This window comes from Cupriavidus basilensis OR16 (genome assembly GCF_000243095.1).
GTDB classification, from domain to species: domain Bacteria; phylum Pseudomonadota; class Gammaproteobacteria; order Burkholderiales; family Burkholderiaceae; genus Cupriavidus; species Cupriavidus basilensis_D.
In genome coordinates, this window is sequence record NZ_AHJE01000042.1 from 162555 (window position 1) to 179946 (window position 17392).

The following is a 17392-nucleotide window of genomic DNA, read 5'->3' on the forward strand; positions in this document are numbered from 1 at the left end:
GGACGCCCCCGAGCCTGGTTTCGCGCCAGCCCCCGATTGCCCCGCAAGCCGCCACCCAGACCAGACGGCGGGGCCGCCCGGCCTTCCCTAGCCCACCTCGATCGGATCCGCAAACCACCCCATGGGAGCTTTAAGCCACCTCCGCGTCCTCGACCTGACCCGTGTTCTCGCCGGGCCATGGTGCGCCCAGAACCTTGCCGACTTCGGCGCCGACGTGATCAAGATCGAGCGCCCCGGCGCCGGCGACGACACCCGCACCTGGGGCCCGCCCTGGCTGCAGGACGACCAAGGCCGCGACACCGCGGAAGCAGCCTACTATCTGGCCGCCAACCGCAACAAGCGCTCCGTCACCTGCGATATCAGCACGGCCGAAGGCCAGGAACTGGTGCGCGCGCTGGCCGCCCAGAGCGATGTGGTGCTGGAAAACTACAAGGTCGGCCAACTGAAGAAGTACGGGCTGGACTACGACTCCCTCAAGGCGATCAAGCCGGGCCTGATCTATTGCTCGGTGACCGGCTTCGGCCAGACCGGCCCCTACGCGGCGCGTCCGGGCTACGACTTCATCATCCAGGGCATGGGCGGCTTCATGAGCCTGACCGGGGAGCGCGACGACCTGCCCGGCGGCGGCCCGCAAAAGGCCGGCGTGGCCATCTCCGACCTGATGACCGGCCAGTACGCCACCATTGCCGTGCTGGCCGCGCTGGCCCACCGCGAGCGCACCGGCGAAGGCCAGTACATCGACATGGCCCTGCTCGACGTGCAGGTGGCCATGCTGGCCAATATGAACACCAACTACCTGGCCAGCGGCGAAGCGCCCAGGCGCTGGGGCAACGCGCACCCCAATATCGTCCCCTACCAGACCTTCCAGGCCGCCGACGGCTGGATCATCGTGGCGGTCGGCAACGACGGCCAGTTCCGCAAGTTCGTCGCCGCCGGCGGGCGCCCCGAACTGGCCGACGACCCGCGCTTCGCCACCAACCCGCAGCGGGTTGCGCATCGCGATGTGCTGGTGCCAGTCATCGCCGAGATGGTCAAGCCGCGCACCCGCGCCCAGTGGATCCTGGACCTGGAAGCTGCCGGCGTGCCGTGCGGCCCGATCAACACGCTGGACGATGTGTTCGAGGATGCCCAGGTCAAGGCGCGCGGCCTGCGCGTGGACCTGCCGCACCCGAGCGCCGGCGAAGTCAAGCTGGTGGGCAGCCCGATCAAGATGAGCGCGACGCCGCCCGAGGCCGTGCGCCACCCGCCGCTGCTGGGCGAGCACACCGACGCGGTGCTTGGCGACATGCTGGGCTACACGCCGGAGCAGATTGCCGCGCTACGCGCCAAAGGCGTGCTGTAAGGCGCTTGCCGCCTGTGCCCGCCGTGGCGGCGCGCGGGCGGCAAGCCGGATTTGTAGCCGTAGCCGTAGTCGTTGTTGTTGCCGTAGCGGAATAAGCAAGAAACCTGGACCCGCGCGCGCCGGCGTACGGCGCATGCCCAACCACACGAGGAGTTTGGATGCTGACCGACGCCCTGCTGGCTTTCCTGCACTTCACCTTCATCTTCCTGCTGATCGCCTTGATGACCGCCGAGGCGGTTGTGCTGCGCCCCGGCATGACGCCGCCCGTGCTCAAGCGCCTGTCGGTCTACGACCTGCTCTACTTCCTGAGTGCCATGGCGGTACTGGCGACCGGCCTGCTGCGGCTGTTCTACGGCGCCAAGGGCGCTCAGTTCTACCTGCACAACCCGTGGTTCCACGCCAAGATCACCGTGTTCGTGGTGATCGCCCTGTGCTCGCTGCCGCCCACCTTCGCCATCCAGCGGTGGCGCCGCCAGGCGCGCAGCCTGCCGGACTTCGTGCCAATGCCCGCCGAGCTGAAGTCCGCGCGGCGCTGGGTCATGATCCAGGCCCACCTGTTGATCCTGCTGCCGCTGTGCGCGGTGATGATGGCGCGCGGCATCGGCATGAAATAGGCCGCAGAGCCTTCGGCGCCAAGTGCCCCGGGGCGCCTGGCGCACCCAGATTCCCAATCCAACCCGACGCATCTCCATGCTCAAGAAAAAACTCGCGGCGGCGCTGCTCGCCGCCGCCCTGCCCGCCATCGGCACCTGTATCGCCTTTAGCGCCTTTAGCGCCACGCCTGCCGCCGCGGCCACCGCCTACCCGACCAAGCCGCTCAAGTTCGTCGTGCCCTACCCGGCCGGCGGCCCGCTGGACACCGTGGCGCGCGCCATTGGCGACAAGCTCAAGGACAGCCTGGGCCAGCCCGTGGTGGTGGAAAACCGCCCGGGCGCCGGCGGCAATATCGGCGCCGACTACGTGGCCAAGCAGCCGGCCGACGGCTACACCATCGTGATGGGCGCCGTGGCCACCCACGCCATCAACCCCAGCCTCTTCGCCAAGATGCCGTATGACCCGGTGAAGGACTTCAGCCCGATCACGCTGGTGGCCGACGTGCCCAACGTACTCGTCATGCACCCCGGCAAGGCCGCCGAGCTGCATATCAACAATGTGCGTGAGCTGGTGGAATACGCGCGCAAGAACCCCGGCAAGCTGGACTACGCCTCGGGCGGCAACGGCAGCGCGGGACATCTGTCCGGCGAGCTGTTCAAGAGCATGGCCAAGGTCAGCATGGTCCACATCCCCTATAACGGCGCGTCGCCCGCGCAGCTGTCGGTGCTGTCCGGCCAGACCGACATGATCTTCGACAACCTGGCCTCCGCCTCGGCCAACATCAGGGCCGGCAAGCTCAAGGCGTTCGCCGTCACCACCGCCACGCGTGCCGCCGCCTTCCCCGAGTTGCCGACCATTGCCGAGGCTGGCAAGGGCTTGGGGCTGGAGGGCTTTGACATCTCCACGTGGTTCGGCGTGTTCGCTCCGGCCAATACGCATAAGGAGATCGTCGAGCGCCTCAACCATGAGATCGTGGCCATCCTCAAGACCGACGACATGAAGGCAAAGCTGGCCCGCATTGGCGCCCAGCCGGCACCGACCACGCCGGAGCAGTTCGGCGCACTGGTGCAGCGCGAGCTGAAGAAGTACGCGCTGATCGTGAAGGTGTCGGGCGCCAAGGTGGATTGATCCGCCTGGGCAAAACGCCGCCCCTTGAATGAAAAACGGCCCGCGCGGGCCGTTTTTCATTCCTGTTCAGGGCGTCCCCGCCGGCCGTCAGGACACCTCCGGACTGGTCGCGCCGGGCTCTGCGCGCGGCAGCAGCAAGCCCACCTGGATGATGCGTGGCCCGTCCATGCGCATGACCGTCAGCTTCAACCCAGCGATCTCCACCGCGTCGCCCTCCACCGGCGGCGACGTAAATGCCTTCTGCATGGCAGCTTCCAGCGTCCGGGCGGCTTCGTCGGCACTCAACACCCGTGTACCGTAAAGCCCCGCCACATCGCGCAGCATGGCCTCCCCGGACAAGAGGAAATCATGGCTTGCCTTGCCCCAGGCCGGCGCCGGCCCGGGCCGGTGGAACAGCAGCGCCAGCATCGGCACACTGGTGGCGGGCGCCAGGATGGAAACCATGTCGCCGGCCGCCAGCACGGTCTGCTCGGGCGCCACCAGGGCCTTGTCCCGCGCCACCGTCAGCAGCCTGCAGCGCGGCGGCAGCTCGAGCTGGTCGGCGCGCAGGTTTTCGACCGGCGAATCGGCCCCGACCCGGAACTGCATCACCTCCAGTGCCGGCCCATGCGTGCCCTGCAGCCGCGAGCGGGCCAGCGGCTCCGGATAGGCGGGGCGCAGCACGCGCGCCAGCCGCGCCGCCAGCGGCACGGTGGTGCCCTGCAGCAGCAGGCTGGTCAGCACCACCGCAAAGGCAATGCGAAACAGCAAGCCGGAATCGGGCATGCCCTGCAGCATGGGAAACAGCGCCAGCACGATAGGCACCGCCCCACGCAAGCCCATCCAGGCCACGAAGCCCTTCCCACCAGCATCAGGAATGCCGCCACCGCCACCGCCGGCAGCGCCACTTCCCAGATCCGGTGCGGCGCCACCAGCAGGCCAAGCAGCAGGAACATCACGGACTGCGACAGCCAGGCCATGCCGTCCATCGCGCGCATGGTGTCGGGGCCTACCGCGCGGTCGCGGTTGCCCACCAGGATGCCGGTCAGGTAGACGGCCAGGAAGCCGCTGCCGCCCGCGGTCTGCACGATGGCGAACACCATGGCGCCGCCCGAGCACAGCAGGATGGCCTGCAGGCCTTCTGCCACGCGGATGCGCTCCATCACGTTGGCCATGCAGTAGCCCAGGCCCAATCCGAGCAAGCCGCCGACCCCGAACTGCACCACCAGGCGCCACAGCAGCGCGCCGGGGCTCAGGCCCGCGGGCGCGGCGATCCAGTCGATCAGGGTGAGGGTCAGGAAGATGGCCATCGGGTCGTTGATGCCGGATTCGATCTCCAGCACGCTCGCCACCCGTTCCTTGAGCCGGATGCCGCTGGTATTGAGCAGCGAGAACACCGCCGCGGCATCGGTCGAGCCGACGATGGCACCCAGCAGCAGGCCCAGCTTCCAGTCGATCTCCAGCACCCAGGCCGCAAACAGGCCGACCAGGCCGGTCGTGACCAGCACGCCTACGGTCGCCAGCGACAGCGAGGGTTTCAGCGCGACCCGGAATGTGCTCAGCCGCGTGCGCAAGCCGCCATCGAGCAGGATCACCGCCAGCGCGAGGTTGCCGACCAGGAAGCTCAGCCAGGTATTGGAGAAGCGGATGCCGCCGGGCCCATCCACGCCAGCCAGCATGCCGACCGATAAGAAGACCAGCAGGAAGGGCACACCCGCGCGCGCCGAGAAGGCGCCCACCACAATGCCCAGCGACATCACGACGGCGCCGATCAGAATGACATGGTCAATGCTTTCCAAGACGGCTTTCCCTTTTCATGCCGTGCCGCATCGGCCACAGGCCGCGGACGCGCCAGCATCGGCAGTGCAGCCAACGATGATAGCGCAGCCCCATGACCACGCTGCCGCGGGCATGGGCAGGCAGCGCCCGGCAAGTGGGCAAGCGCGCCCTGGATGTCTCCTAGGGAGATACCCGCAGATTGACCATTTTTGCAGACATCTGAAAGGTAGCTGAAAGGTCTGCCCCTTAATTTCCACCCTGCCAGCGGCGGGACGGTTGCGCGCGTGCTTTTGACGCACCGCAACATCCCCAGCCGCACGGATTTCAAGCAGTTTTTTCGAGGAGAATCATTTTGCGCATTCGTAGCCAAAAGGACTTTGCCTCCGGCCTGATGTTCATCCTGGTCGGATTCAGCTTTTCCTGGGTCGCACGCGGGTATTCCATGGGTACTGCCGCGAAGATGGGCCCCGGGTATTTCCCGTTCTGGCTCGGCATCGTGCTCGCCTTGCTGGGCGCGCTGGTGCTGTGGAGTTCCCTGTCCGCCAAGAAGGAAGAAGACCAGCTCGCACGCTGGGACGTCAAGACCCTGCTGTGGATCCTGGGTTCGGTGGTGCTGTTCGGCCTGATGCTCAAACCGCTGGGCATGGTGCTGTCGGTGCTGGTGCTGGTGCTGGTGTCGTCGATGGCCAGCCATGAATTCAGCTGGAAGGGTGCCGTTGTCAACGCCATCGTCCTGGTGATCATCAGCCTGGGCGCCTTCGTCTACGGCATCAATCTTCAGATGCCGGTGTGGCCGGCATTCTTGGCAGGATAAGGAGACGGCCATATGGAACTACTAGCCAACCTGGGCCTGGGCTTCTCGACCGCCCTGACCCTGCAAAACCTCGCATACGCCTTCCTGGGCTGCGTGCTGGGTACCCTGATCGGCGTGCTGCCGGGCCTGGGGCCTCTGGCCACCATCGCCATGCTGCTGCCGGTGACCTACACGCTGCCGCCGGTGGCCGCGCTCATCATGCTGGCCGGTATTTACTACGGCGCGCAGTATGGTGGCTCCACCACCGCCATTCTGGTCAACCTGCCGGGTGAATCGTCGTCGGTGGTGACTACCATCGATGGCTACCAGATGGCCAGGCGAGGGCGAGCGGGGGTGGCGTTAGCCACCGCCGGCCTAGGCTCGTTCTTCGCCGGCTGTGTGGCAACCCTGATCCTGGCCGCGTTCGCGGCGCCGCTGTCGGAACTGGCCTTCAAGTTCGGCCCCGCCGAGTACTTCTCGCTGATGGTGCTGGGCCTGATCGGCGCCGTGGTGCTGGCTTCGGGCTCGCTGGTCAAGGCCATCGCCATGATCGTGCTGGGCCTGCTGCTGGGCCTGGTCGGCACCGACGTGAACTCGGGCGCCGCGCGCTTCTCGTTTGATGTGCCCGAACTGACCGACGGCCTGAACTTCGTGTCGGTCGCGATGGGTGTGTTCGGCTTCGCGGAAATCATCGCGAACCTGGAGCAGAAGGATGCCCGCGAAACCTTCACGGACCACATCACCAACCTGTTCCCGACCAAGGAAGACTTCAAGCGCATGATCCCGGCAGTGCTTCGCGGCACGTTCCTGGGCTCCGCGCTGGGTATCCTGCCGGGCGGCGGTGCGGCGCTGGCTTCGTTCGCGGCCTACTCGCTGGAAAAGAAGACCTCGAAGTTCTCGCATGAGTTCGGCAAGGGTGCCATCGAAGGCGTGGCGGGTCCGTGCTGGGGCCGATGATGGAAGAAAACTTCCGCCGCTCCCTGCTGCTGTCGCGCGGTGAGTTCAGCGTGTTCCTGACCCGCCCGCTGTCGCTCGGCCTGCTGATCGCAGCCGCCGTGCTGGTCCTGATCGTGGCGCTGCCGTCGATCAAGAACAAGCGCGAGGAAGCCTTCCAGGAAGAATAAGAGAGCAAGTCCCGCGGCCGGTATCCGTGCCAGCCGCGAGCGACGATGCCAGAGAAGACCCTCAAGGTGCCGCAAGGCACCTTTTTTCATGCCTTGCCCACCGCCGCGCTCAGATACCGGCGCCAGGGGCTTGGAACAGGCCTGCGCAGGCATCCCGCACGGCCGCCGTGACGTGGCGGCGCGCCTGGTCGCGCCGCTCCAGCATGCCGATGGTGCGCAGCACCGGCGCGCCGCCGATTTCGAGCGGCAGGATGCGCAGGGCGTCGTCCTCCAGCCAGCGCGCGCGCTGCAGCAACGGCACCACGGTCACGCCCACCTGCTGGCGCACCAGTTCGACGAGCGCCTCGATCGAGTTCAGCTCGAGGAATTCGTTGACGCGCAGATGCGCGCGGCGCAGCGCCCGCGCAACCAGCATGCCGGTGCGCTGGCCGCGGTCGAAACGCAGGAACGGGTTGGCCGCCAGCGCTTCGCGCGCATTCACGCCCAGGCTGTCGCGCCCAGCAATCGCCACCAGCGGCTCCTGGTAAAGCGGCGTCCACACCAGCGTGCCGGGCAGGCGGCCCGCCCCTTCCACCAGCATCGCCGCGTCCAGCTCACCGGCCTCCACCTGCGCCGCCAGCTCGATCGACTTGGCGCCGACCAGGCGCACGTCCAGCGCCGGGTATTCGCGCTTCATGCGCGCCACCACATGCGACAGGCCGCCCATGACCGAAACCACCGCGCCCACCGCTACCGCGCCGGCCATCGCGTCCGGCACTTCCTGGGGCAGCCGCATCTCGTCGTAGAGCGCGAGCATGCGGCGTGCCTGGGGCAACAGCTCGCGCCCACCGGCATTGAGCGCCACCACCCGGCCGCCCCGGTCGAACAGCTCGCGGCGCAGTTCCATCTCCAGCGCGCGCATCTGCAGGCTGACCGCGGCCTGGGTCAGGGCCACCCGCTCGGAGGCGGCGGCAAAGGAGCCGTGGTCGGCCACGGCAACGAAGGTGCGCAGGAAACGGATGGTGCTCATGGGGAGAAAGTCATGATGTGCGGCTTTGTATGCGGCTTTGTATGCGGCTTGGTGTGCGGCTTGGTGTGCGGCTTGGTGTGCGGCTTATCCGGCACGCCAATACTTAAGAAAACCTTTAGACATAAGAAAGAAATATTAGCTTTCATTATGATGACCTGCACGGAATAATTGATCCGCAGCACCGCCTGGCAGCATCCGCGGCGGGGTGTGTTGCCCGAGGGCCGGCCCCGGCCTGCGTTTGCCTGCTTCCCCGATCCGGAGATCATCATGAAACACTGGCTGCGCCTCGTTGGCACGAGCCTCGCCACCGGCCTCGCGCTGAGCGCCGTCCCGGCGCTCGCCGACACCTACCCGAACAAGCCGATCCGCCTGATCGTGCCGTTCCCGGCCAGCGGCGCCACCGATTTGCTGGCTCGCGCCATCGCGCAGAAAGTGGGCACCAACATGGGCCAGCAGATCGTGGTCGACAACCGGCCCGGCGCCGGCGGCGCCATCGGCTCCGACATGGCCGCCAAGGCGCCGGCCGACGGCTACACGCTGCTGATCGCTACCACCAGCACGCACTCGATCGGGCCGTACATCAACACGCGCCTGCCATACAACACCGAGACCGACTTCACGCCGATCGGCCAGGTGGCCATCGCCACCAATGTGCTGGTGGTGCCGAACAGCCTGCCGGTGAAGAACGTCAAGGAGCTGATCGACTACGCCAAGAAGCATCCGGGCGAGCTGAACTACGCATCCAGCGGCAATGGCACCGTGGTGCACCTGACCGCCGAAGCCTTCAAGGCGCAGGCCGGCGTATTCATCACGCACATCCCGTATCGCGGCACCGCGCTGGCCGTGCCCGACCTGATCTCCAACAAGGTGCAGATCCTGTTCGACAGCATTGTCTCGGGCCTGCCGCACGTGAAGGACGGCAAGCTCAAGGCGCTGGCCGTGACCAGCCTGAAGCGCTCGCCGCTGGCGCCGGAGATCCCGACCGCCAGCGAGTCCGGCCTGCCCGGCTTCGAGTCCGATACCTGGTTCGGCATCTATGGCCCCAAGCAGATGCCGGCCGAGCTGGTGGGCCGCCTCAACACCGAGTTCAACAAGGCGATCCAGTCGCCCGACGTGAAGGAGCGCCTGGGCAAGCTGGGCGCGGAACCCGTTGGCGGCACGCCGGCCCAGTTCGCCGCGATGGTCAAGAAGGACAGCGCGCGCTGGGGTAAGCTGATCAAGGATCGCAAGATCACCGTGGAATAACGTACGAGCGCTGGCAAGCGGGCCGCGGCATTGCGGCCAAGCGCTGCCAGCGCATCGAACCGAGACAAGCATGCAGAACTTCAACTGGACCAATCCCTACCCTTCCGTGCGCATCCCGCTGTTCGCGCGCAACGTGGTGTCCACCTCGCACCCGCTGGCGGCGCAGGCCGGGCTGCGCATGCTGCTCAAGGGCGGCAACGCGGTCGATGCGGCCATCGCCGCGGCGGCGGCCATCACCATCGTCGAGCCGGTCTCGTGCGGCCTGGGCAGCGACGCTTTCGCGATCCTGTGGGACGGCAAGGAAATGCATGGCCTGAACGCTTCGGGCGTGGCGCCGGCGGCATGGAGCCCCGAGTATTTCAAGAGCAAGTACGGCACGGATGCCAACGGCATCGCCAACCGCCCCGTGCGCGGCTGGGACGCCGTTACCGTGCCAGGCGTGATCGCTGGCTGGGCCGCGCTGCATGAGCGCTTTGGCAAGCTGCCCTTTGCCGAGCTGATGGAGCCCGCCATCGAGATCGCCGAGCGCGGCTACGCCGTGCCGCCGGTGGTGGCGCACAAATGGGCCGCCGCCGTGCCGGAACTCAAGGACCAGCCGGGCTACGCCGAGGCCTTCATGCCCAATGGCCGTGCGCCCAACGTGGGCGAGAAGTTCACGCTCAAGGCCGCCGCCGACACGCTGCGCAAGATCGGCGCCAGCAATGGCCGCGCCTACTACGAAGGCGAGATCGCCGAGAAGATCGTTGCCTTTGGCAAGGAATGCGGCGGCGCCATGACCGCCGACGACCTGCGCAACTACAAGCCGGACTGGGTCAAGCCGATCAGCAAGGCCTATCGCGGCTACGAGCTGCACGAGATCCCGCCGAACGGCCAGGGCATTGCCGCGCTGGTGGCGCTGGGCATCCTTGACCAGTTCGACATGGCCGCGCTGCCGGTGGACTCGGTCGAGTCGCAGCACCTGCAGATCGAGGCAATGAAGCTGGCTTTCGCCGATCTCTACCGCTATGTGGCCGACCCGGGCAGCATGGAAGTCACGCCCGAACAGATGCTGGACGACGCGTACCTGAAGTCGCGTGCCAAGCTGATCGACATGGAGCGCGCCACGCACTTCGATTTCGGCATGCCCAAGGTCGGCGGCACCATCTACCTGAGCGCCGCCGACGAGAACGGCATGATGATCTCGTTCATCCAGTCGAACTACATGGGCTTTGGCTCCGGCGTGGTCGTGCCGGGCACCGGCATCAGCCTGCAGAACCGCGGCGTGGGCTTCTCGATGGACCCGAAATCCCCCAACGTGGTGGCTGGCGGCAAGCGCCCCTTCCACACCATCATCCCGGCCTTCCTGACCAAGGACGGCGAGCCGGTGATGAGCTTCGGCGTGATGGGCGGCGACATGCAGCCGCAGGGCCATCTGCAGACCGTGGTGCGCATGGTGGACTACAACCAGCAGCCGCAGGCGGCCTGCTGCGCGCCGCGCTGGAAGGTCAACCGCGACTTCACGCTGGACGTCGAATCCACCATGGATCCGGCGGTCGTTGCCGGCCTGAAGGCGCGCGGCCACCAGCTCAAGTCGGTCGACGATCCTTACATGGATTTCGGCTCGGGGCAGTTTATCTGGCGCCTGTCGGATGACGCCGAGCATGGCTATGTGGCCGCCAGCGACAGCCGCCGCGACGGGCAGGCCGTAGGGTTTTGAGTGCCCAAAGGTAGTACTGGGAGCGCCCGCCGCAAGGTGGGCGTTTTTTTGCCTTGGTACTGCCAGTGCCTGTCATCTCGCAGCGAGGGCTTCGATCCCGCGGCCTACGGCACCACGTTCGCCGCGGTGGAGGCGGAGTTGCATGGCATTCGGGCCGACGCCCGCTTGCTGGTTGGCATCGACTGCATCGCCGAGAGCTATGCGCTGATCGGCCTGGGCTGGCTGGTGTGGCCGCTCAGGCTGCGGGCTACCCGGCCAGCGTGGCAGCACCTCTATCGCTGGTTCGCGCGCAACCGCTATCGCGCCAGCCGGCTGCTGGGCTACGGCTGCGCGGATGGCGTCTGCATGCCGGGCCGGCGCTGAGCCGGGCGCCGAGCCGGACGCTTTACCCAACTGTCTGCAACTGGCCTGCTTGCCACGGCGATGACTGTGCATGGCGTGCGCCGTGCGGGGCACTACACTGAGGCCTTCGCCTTCGCCTTCGCTCTCGCCCCGACCGCCATGACCACCTACGCTTTCCGCCTGCTCAACGTCTTCGCCGAATCCACCTTCGGCGGCAATCCCCTGTGCGTGTTCGAGGATGCGCGCGGGCTCGACACGGCCACCATGCAGGCGCTGGCACTGCAGTTCAACTTGTCCGAGACCACCTTCATCCTCCCCTCCGGGCAGGCCAGCGCGCACGTCCGGATTTTCACCACGGGCTACGAGATGCCCTTCGCGGGCCATCCCACGCTGGGCACCGCCCATGTGGTGCGCGACCTGGCCGCAACCGGCGACGCGCTCACGCTGGAGTTCAAGGCGGGCGTGGTGCCGGTGACCGCGCAGGGCGACGTGTGGACCTTCACCGCGCCGCACGCGGGCGCGCCCAAGACCGCGCCGGCGGGCCTGCCGGACGCGCAGATGGCGTCGCTGCTCGGGCTCGCCGAGACTGACCTGCTGGCCGCGCCGATCTGGGTCGACACCGGCGCCGACCAGCTGATGGTGGCCGTGAAAAGCGTGGACGCGGTGCGCCGCGCGCAGCCTGACACCGCGCGCCTGGCGGACTGGCCACAGAGCAGCCTGGGCCGCAAGACGGCCTACGTCTTCGCGTTCGACCCGGCCAGGCCCGGCCAGGTACTGTCGCGCTATTTCTTCACCAAGCAAGGTGGTGGCGTGGCCGAGGACCCGGGCACCGGTTCGGCCTGCGCCAATCTGGGCGGCTGGCTGATTGCCAATGACTACGCGCTGCCGGCCGCCTACCAGGTCTCGCAAGGCGAGGCGGTCGACCGGCCGTGTACGCTGCGCCTGGAAGTCACCGGCGAGCGGGCCATCCGCGTGGGAGGGCGCGTGATCGAACTGGGACGCGGCACCATCAACCTGTAACGCGCGGGCCTGCGGCGTCAACGCGACAAAGGCCGCGCTACTGCGGTACAGTGAGCCTCTGCCCGGTCTTCCCAACGCCCTGACGAGCGCCCCACATGCGCCACCCGACATGTGCCACCCACATGCGCCACCCGACATGACCACGCCGCACGCCCTGACCACGCTGGCCGAGCTGGAGGCCCACTACGCCGAAGCCGGCGAAGCCTCGCTCGCCAAGGAAGTCGACTACCTGCACCCGCACTACCGCGCCTTCGTCGAGGCCGCCCCGCTCTGCCTGCTGTCCACGGTGAGCGGCGAGTACGCGGAAGTCTCGCCGCGCGGCGATGCCCCGGGCTTCGTGCAGGTGCTCGACGAGCGCACCCTGCTGCTGCCGGACCGGCGTGGCAACAACCGCCTGGACAGCCTGCGCAATATCATCGCCGACCCCCGCGTGGGCCTGCTGTTCCTGATCCCCGGCGTGAACGAGACCATCCGCGTGGCGGGCACCGCCCATGTCTCGGTGGACCCGGCGCTGATCGCGCGCTGCGTCGTGGATGGCAAGGCGCCGGCCACCGTGCTGGTGATCTCGATCCAGTCGGTATTCTTCCAGTGCGCCCGCGCGCTGGTGCGCTCCAAGCTGTGGGCCCAGGAAACACAAGTGGCGCGCAGCAGCCTGCCGAGCAACGGCACCATCCTCGCCGCCGTGAGCCGGAATCCCTTCGACGGCGTCGCTTACGACGAGTCGCAGCCCGCACGGATGCAGCAAACCCTGTATTGATTCCATGTACACGCCATCCCACTTCGCCAGCACCGAAAGCGACGCCATCGACGAGGTCATGCGCCGCTACCCCTTTGCCACGCTGATCGGCAACGACGCCGACGGGCAGCCGTTCGCCACCCACCTGCCGGTGGTGGCCCAGCGCAGCGGCGACGCCTGGCAGATCGAAGGCCATATGGCGCGCGCCAACCCGCACTGGCGCTGGCTGGAGCAGACGCCCAGCGCGCTGCTGGTGTTCCAGGGGCCGCATGGCTATGTGTCGCCGGCGTTGTACGAGCAGAAACTGTCGGTGCCGACCTGGAACTACGTGGCCGTGCACGTGTACGCCGAGATCGCCACCATCCATGACGCCGACGCCAAGGATGCGCTGCTCAAGCGGTTGATCGCCCAGAACGAGCCCGGCTACGCCGCGCAGTGGCGCGAGCTGCCGGAGGATTTCCAGCGGAAGATGCTGGGCGCGATCGTGGGCCTGCGCATCGTGCCCACCCGCGTCGAAGCCAAGTTCAAGCTCAGCCAGAACCGCCCGGCGGGCGACCGCGCCCGCATTCTCGCGGCCCAGCAGGAAGGCAGCCCCATCGAGCGCGACATGGCGGCGTGGATGGCACGCATGACGGGCGCCTGAAGAACGCCTTACCCCGGCTCTAGCCCAGCCCGCGCGCGCTCAGGCGCGCGGCAGCCACTCTGGCGCGTGCGTGCCCAGCGGCACCGACGGCAGCGCCCAGTGCGCGGGCGTCTCGGACAAGCGTCCCGCGTGTGACACCACACGCAGTTCGCCAAAGCCTGACGGCATGGTCACCAACAAGTCGGGCACGTCCTCGAAGCGCTGGTCCGGCGCCTCCAGACCACCGTCGACCCGGCCCAGGCCGCGCAACCACTGGCCGACCTGCGCCAGCGACACCCGCACATGCCAACTGCCGCCCTCGGCCGCACGGCGATGCAGCCCGGCCATGGCGCCAAGCGCCAGCAGGTAGCCGGCCGCATGATCCAGCACTTGCGCTGGCAGCGGCAGCGGCTCCTCGCTGCGCGCCGCGAACGCTTCCGCCTTGTTGAAACCGCTGGCGGTCTGCACCAGCGAATCGAAGCCGCGCTTGCCGGCCCACGGGCCCACATGCCCATAGGCGCTTAGCGTCACATAGACGATCCCCGGGCGGGCGCGGGCCACCGCCTCCGGCCCCACGCCCAGCTCCGCCAGCCCCTGCGGGCGATAGCCCTGTATCAGCACGTCGGCGCCGTGCAGCAGCTTGTGCAGGGCGCGCTTGTCGTCGGGGTCGCGCAGGTCCAGCTGGCAGGCGCGCTTGCCGCGCCCGGTGTCGATCACCAGCGGCGCAATGCTGGGCAGGTGGGCCGCGCTCACCTGCAACACGTCGGCCCCGTGCGCGGCCAGCGTGCGTCCGGCTACCGGCCCGGCGATGACGCGGGTGACATCCAGCACGCGCACGCCGCTGAGCGGGCGCGCGCCGGCCATGGGCAGCGCGGCAAGCGGCTGCGGCGGCGCTTCGCCGATACGCTCGATAGTCAGTGGCGGCATGCCGTGCAACGCCTGCCCCTGCGGATGGCGGTCCCATTCGTCGAAGCTGCGCATGGCGGCCACGACCAGGCCGGCCTCCGAGGCGGCGGTCTCGAAGATCTCGGCGTCCCATTTCTGCAAGGCCGAGCGCACCGCGACCAGATCGTGCTGGCAGCCCAGGATGCGCAGCACGCCATCCCGGTGATGGGGAAAATTGGCATGCACCCGCAGCCAGCGGCCGTCGCCGCAGCGATACATGCCGGACAGCTTGTCGCGGAACTCCTGCGCCGGCTTGCCGCCCACGCGCAGGTAGCGCTCGCTGCGAAACTCGGCCACGGCGTGGCGCATGTCGACGCCGACATCCTGCCAGCGCCCGCTGCGCTGTTGCCACAACATGGCGGCGGCCAGCGCCGACGCGCCCAGGCTCGCCTGGGCAGCCGTGCCCACGGCAAACGACGATGGCAGTACCGGATCGGCACCGCTGAGCTGCAGCCGGTCGTTTTTGCGCTCGCGCGCGCAGTTTGCACGACTCTGGTCCCCGGCACGGTAAAATCACCCGATCCGGCATTCCGCCATGCAATCGAGCAGCGCGGCAGGCTGCCCACCGGACTTTCGGAACCCGAATATCCGGCCGCCGCCCCGCCTCCTGACTTAACCGCCCACCGGCGCCACCATGAGCAACGACCCCAAAGCCAACGACAGCACGCCCGCCGCATCCAATTTCCTGCGCAGCATCATCGACCAGGACCTCAACGCCGGCACCTACGCCGGCCGCCAGGATGCCCAGGGCGAGCCGTTGCCCCCCGTCATTACCCGCTTCCCGCCGGAGCCCAATGGCTACCTGCATATCGGCCACGCCAAGAGCATCTGCGTGAACTTCGGCATGGCGCGCGATTTCGGGGGCCGCTGCCACCTGCGCTTTGACGACACCAACCCGGTCAAGGAAGACACCGAATACGTCGATTCCATCATCGACGCGGTGCACTGGCTCGGCTTCAGCTGGGATACCACGGCCAAGGACGGCAGCAAGCAGGCCCACCTGTATTACGCCAGCGACTACTTCGACCAGCTCTACGCCTTCGCCGAAAAGCTGATCGAGCGCGGCGTCGCCTACGTGGACAGCCAGAGCGCCGAGCAGATCGCCACCAACCGCGGCGACTTCTCCCGCCCGGGCACGCCCTCGCCGTTCCGCGAGCGCAGCGTCGAGGAAAACCTGCAGCTGTTCCGCGACATGCGCGACGACAAGTACGCCGATGGCGAGCACGTGCTGCGCGCCAAGATCGACATGAACGCGCCCAACATCGTGATGCGCGACCCGGTGATCTACCGGATCCGCCATGCGCATCACCACCGCACGGGCGACAAGTGGTGCATCTACCCGATGTACGACTTCACCCACTGCATCTCGGACGCACTGGAAAACATCACGCATTCGCTGTGCACGCTGGAGTTCGAGAACAACCGCCCCCTGTACGACTGGGTGCTGGCGCAGCTGCGCGAATGCGGTGTGTTCAGCGATCCGCTGCCGCACCAGTACGAGTTCGCCCGCCTGAACCTGACCTACGCCATCACCAGCAAGCGCAAGTTGCTGCAACTGGTTGTTGAGAACCGCGTGGACGGCTGGGACGATCCGCGCATGCCCACCATCGTGGGCGTGCGCCGCCGCGGCTTCACGCCGGAATCGATCCAGTTGTTCTGCGACCGCATCGGCGTGGCCAAATCCGATAGCTGGATCGACATGAGCACGCTGGAAGGCGCCGTGCGCGACGACCTCGACGCGCGCGCCGCGCGTGGCGCGGCCGTGCTGGATCCGCTCAAGCTGATCCTCGACAACTACCCCGAAGACCAGAGCGACCAATGCACGGCGCCGGTGCATCCGAAGAGGCCGGAGCTGGGCATGCGCGTCTTCCCGCTCACGCGCGAGCTGTGGATCGAGCGCGACGACTTCAGCGAAGCGCCGCCCAAGGGCTACTTCCGCCTGTTCGCGCCCAAGGACGGCACCCCGGGCAGCAAGGTACGCCTGCGCCACGGCTACGTGATCGAATGCACGGGCGTGGATCGCGACGCCGACGGCAAGGTCATCGCCGTGCACGCCAACTACCTGCCCGAGACCCGCAGCGGCACGCCCGGCGCGGACAGCGTCAAGGTCAAGGGCAACATCCATTGGGTCAGCGTGGCGCATGCCTATGAAGCCGAGGTCCGGCTGTACGATCGCCTCTTCAGCGACCCGAACCCGGACGCCGGCGGCAAGAACTTCCTCGACGCGCTGAACCCGGAATCCAAGAAGATCGTCACGGCCTACCTGGAGCCCGGCCTGCAGCAAGCTGCCGCGGAAGACCGCTTCCAGTTCGAGCGCCAGGGCTACTTCGTGGCCGACCGCGTGGACTCCAAGCCCGGCAAGCCGGTCTTCAACCGCATCGTCGGGCTGCGCGACAGCTGGGGCAAGTAAGGGAGATCCATGCAAACCATTACCTTCCCGCTCGAGGGCGAGCACATCGCCCTCAATGACCTGCTCAAGGTCGCCGGCGTGTGCGACAGTGGCGGCGCCGGCAAGGCCCTGGTGGCGGCCGGCGAAGTCTCGGTCGACGGTGCGGTGGAATCGCGCAAGACCGCCAAGATCCGCGCCGGCCAGGTCGTCAGCGTGGCCGGTGTGAAAATCCGCGTGGTGGCGGCCTGAGGCCGTCGCGCTCGCGTGCACGCCCGGCGGCCGGCCAGTCCGGCCGCCGGGCGTTTTCCTCCAAGCAAAGGAAAAGACAATGCCGATCGCATTCTGGTGTGTGCTGCTGGCAGGGATCCTGCCCGTCGTGACGGTGGGCGTGGCCAAGGCGAGCGGACGCGCCTACGACAACCACGACCCGCGTGGCTGGCTGGAAAAACAGGCCGGGCGCGCGCGGCGCGCCGACTTGGCGCACCGCAATCACTTCGAGGCCTTCCCCTTCTTCGCCGCGGCCGTGCTGTGCGCCACGCACCTGCAAGCACCAGCCGCACGCATCGACGAGCTGGCGCTGGTCTTCCTCGCCGCGCGCATCCTGTACACCGTGTGCTACCTGGCCGATCGCGCCACCTTGCGTACACTG

At 67.7% G+C, this 17392-nt stretch carries 15 protein-coding genes and 2 pseudogenes; 14 read left to right on the forward strand and 3 right to left on the reverse strand.

Annotation, left to right across the window (positions count from 1 at the left end; translation table 11 throughout):
* Window positions 1-121 precede the first annotated feature (121 nt).
* From OR16_RS16155 to OR16_RS16165, 3 genes are all read left to right on the forward strand, one after another.
* On the forward strand, window positions 122-1342 hold the full coding sequence (locus OR16_RS16155) for a CaiB/BaiF CoA transferase family protein (protein WP_006159015.1): 1221 nt from the start codon (window positions 122-124) through the stop codon (window positions 1340-1342).
* A gap of 158 nt (window positions 1343-1500) precedes the next feature.
* Window positions 1501-1956, forward strand: coding sequence for a DUF2214 family protein (locus OR16_RS16160; RefSeq protein ID WP_006159016.1), 456 nt, complete (start codon window positions 1501-1503; stop codon window positions 1954-1956).
* A gap of 76 nt (window positions 1957-2032) precedes the next feature.
* A complete protein-coding gene (locus OR16_RS16165; RefSeq protein WP_006159017.1) occupies window positions 2033-3064 on the forward strand; it encodes a tripartite tricarboxylate transporter substrate binding protein in 1032 nt (343 codons plus the stop codon).
* 87 nt (window positions 3065-3151) lie between these two features.
* Here OR16_RS16165 and OR16_RS16170 read toward each other — a convergent pair.
* A pseudogene (locus tag OR16_RS16170) lies at window positions 3152-4842 on the reverse strand (potassium/proton antiporter).
* A gap of 332 nt (window positions 4843-5174) precedes the next feature.
* Between OR16_RS16170 and OR16_RS16175 the strand changes: the two are divergent.
* Both OR16_RS16175 and OR16_RS16180 read left to right on the forward strand, forming a co-directional pair.
* Window positions 5175-5636, forward strand: a complete 462-nt coding sequence (locus OR16_RS16175; protein ID WP_006159018.1) for a tripartite tricarboxylate transporter TctB family protein — start codon at window positions 5175-5177, stop codon at window positions 5634-5636.
* A gap of 12 nt (window positions 5637-5648) precedes the next feature.
* Window positions 5649-6739: pseudogene (locus OR16_RS16180) on the forward strand (tripartite tricarboxylate transporter permease).
* A 109-nt stretch (window positions 6740-6848) separates the two neighbouring features.
* On the opposite strand, the gene OR16_RS16185 reads toward OR16_RS16180, so the two are convergent.
* Window positions 6849-7748 carry a LysR substrate-binding domain-containing protein gene (locus OR16_RS16185; protein WP_006159019.1) on the reverse strand — a complete coding sequence of 300 codons (900 nt, stop codon included), beginning with the start codon at window positions 7746-7748 and terminating at the stop codon, window positions 6849-6851.
* A 267-nt stretch (window positions 7749-8015) separates the two neighbouring features.
* Here OR16_RS16185 and OR16_RS16190 point away from each other — a divergent pair, with 267 nt between their 5' ends.
* From OR16_RS16190 to OR16_RS16215, 6 genes are all read left to right on the forward strand, one after another.
* Entirely contained in the window at window positions 8016-8993 is a 978-nt protein-coding gene (locus tag OR16_RS16190) for a Bug family tripartite tricarboxylate transporter substrate binding protein (protein ID WP_006159020.1), read from the forward strand.
* A 70-nt stretch (window positions 8994-9063) separates the two neighbouring features.
* Window positions 9064-10689 carry a gamma-glutamyltransferase gene (gene ggt / locus OR16_RS16195; protein ID WP_006159021.1) on the forward strand — a complete coding sequence of 542 codons (1626 nt, stop codon included), beginning with the start codon at window positions 9064-9066 and terminating at the stop codon, window positions 10687-10689.
* A gap of 48 nt (window positions 10690-10737) precedes the next feature.
* Window positions 10738-11052: a thiol-disulfide oxidoreductase DCC family protein gene (locus tag OR16_RS16200; RefSeq protein WP_158001362.1), complete on the forward strand. Its 315-nt coding sequence runs from the start codon at window positions 10738-10740 to the stop codon at window positions 11050-11052.
* Window positions 11053-11190: 138 nt separating this feature from the next.
* A complete protein-coding gene (locus tag OR16_RS16205; protein ID WP_006159023.1) occupies window positions 11191-12051 on the forward strand; it encodes a PhzF family phenazine biosynthesis protein in 861 nt (286 codons plus the stop codon).
* Window positions 12052-12187: 136 nt separating this feature from the next.
* Entirely contained in the window at window positions 12188-12808 is a 621-nt protein-coding gene (locus OR16_RS16210) for a pyridoxamine 5'-phosphate oxidase family protein (RefSeq protein ID WP_006159024.1), read from the forward strand.
* A gap of 4 nt (window positions 12809-12812) precedes the next feature.
* Window positions 12813-13430, forward strand: a complete 618-nt coding sequence (locus OR16_RS16215) for an FMN-binding negative transcriptional regulator (RefSeq protein ID WP_006159025.1) — start codon at window positions 12813-12815, stop codon at window positions 13428-13430.
* Between the two features lie 39 nt (window positions 13431-13469).
* On the opposite strand, the gene OR16_RS16220 is transcribed toward OR16_RS16215, so the two are convergent.
* A complete protein-coding gene (locus tag OR16_RS16220) occupies window positions 13470-14807 on the reverse strand; it encodes a CoA transferase (RefSeq protein WP_050982997.1) in 1338 nt (445 codons plus the stop codon).
* A 181-nt stretch (window positions 14808-14988) separates the two neighbouring features.
* On the opposite strand from OR16_RS16220, the gene OR16_RS16225 reads away from it, so the two are divergent.
* The 3 genes from OR16_RS16225 to OR16_RS16235 form a co-directional block, all read left to right on the forward strand.
* On the forward strand, window positions 14989-16764 hold the full coding sequence (locus OR16_RS16225; RefSeq protein WP_006159027.1) for a glutamine--tRNA ligase/YqeY domain fusion protein: 1776 nt from the start codon (window positions 14989-14991) through the stop codon (window positions 16762-16764).
* A gap of 9 nt (window positions 16765-16773) precedes the next feature.
* On the forward strand, window positions 16774-16992 hold the full coding sequence (locus OR16_RS16230) for an RNA-binding S4 domain-containing protein (RefSeq protein WP_006159028.1): 219 nt from the start codon (window positions 16774-16776) through the stop codon (window positions 16990-16992).
* A 79-nt stretch (window positions 16993-17071) separates the two neighbouring features.
* Window positions 17072-17392 (forward strand): MAPEG family protein (locus tag OR16_RS16235; RefSeq protein WP_006159029.1); only part of this gene is annotated, 321 nt, incomplete at its 3' end.

Coding starts and splice junctions, on each gene's coding strand:
- OR16_RS16155 (WP_006159015.1), top strand. CDS start 122: ATGGGAGCTTTAAGCCACCTCCGCGTCCTCGACCTGACCCGTGTTCTC.
- OR16_RS16160 (WP_006159016.1), top strand. CDS start 1,501: ATGCTGACCGACGCCCTGCTGGCTTTCCTGCACTTCACCTTCATCTTC.
- OR16_RS16165 (WP_006159017.1), top strand. CDS start 2,033: ATGCTCAAGAAAAAACTCGCGGCGGCGCTGCTCGCCGCCGCCCTGCCC.
- OR16_RS16185 (WP_006159019.1), bottom strand. CDS start 7,748: ATGAGCACCATCCGTTTCCTGCGCACCTTCGTTGCCGTGGCCGACCAC.
- OR16_RS16190 (WP_006159020.1), top strand. CDS start 8,016: ATGAAACACTGGCTGCGCCTCGTTGGCACGAGCCTCGCCACCGGCCTC.
- ggt (WP_006159021.1), top strand. CDS start 9,064: ATGCAGAACTTCAACTGGACCAATCCCTACCCTTCCGTGCGCATCCCG.
- OR16_RS16205 (WP_006159023.1), top strand. CDS start 11,191: ATGACCACCTACGCTTTCCGCCTGCTCAACGTCTTCGCCGAATCCACC.
- OR16_RS16210 (WP_006159024.1), top strand. CDS start 12,188: ATGACCACGCCGCACGCCCTGACCACGCTGGCCGAGCTGGAGGCCCAC.
- OR16_RS16215 (WP_006159025.1), top strand. CDS start 12,813: ATGTACACGCCATCCCACTTCGCCAGCACCGAAAGCGACGCCATCGAC.
- OR16_RS16225 (WP_006159027.1), top strand. CDS start 14,989: ATGAGCAACGACCCCAAAGCCAACGACAGCACGCCCGCCGCATCCAAT.
- OR16_RS16230 (WP_006159028.1), top strand. CDS start 16,774: ATGCAAACCATTACCTTCCCGCTCGAGGGCGAGCACATCGCCCTCAAT.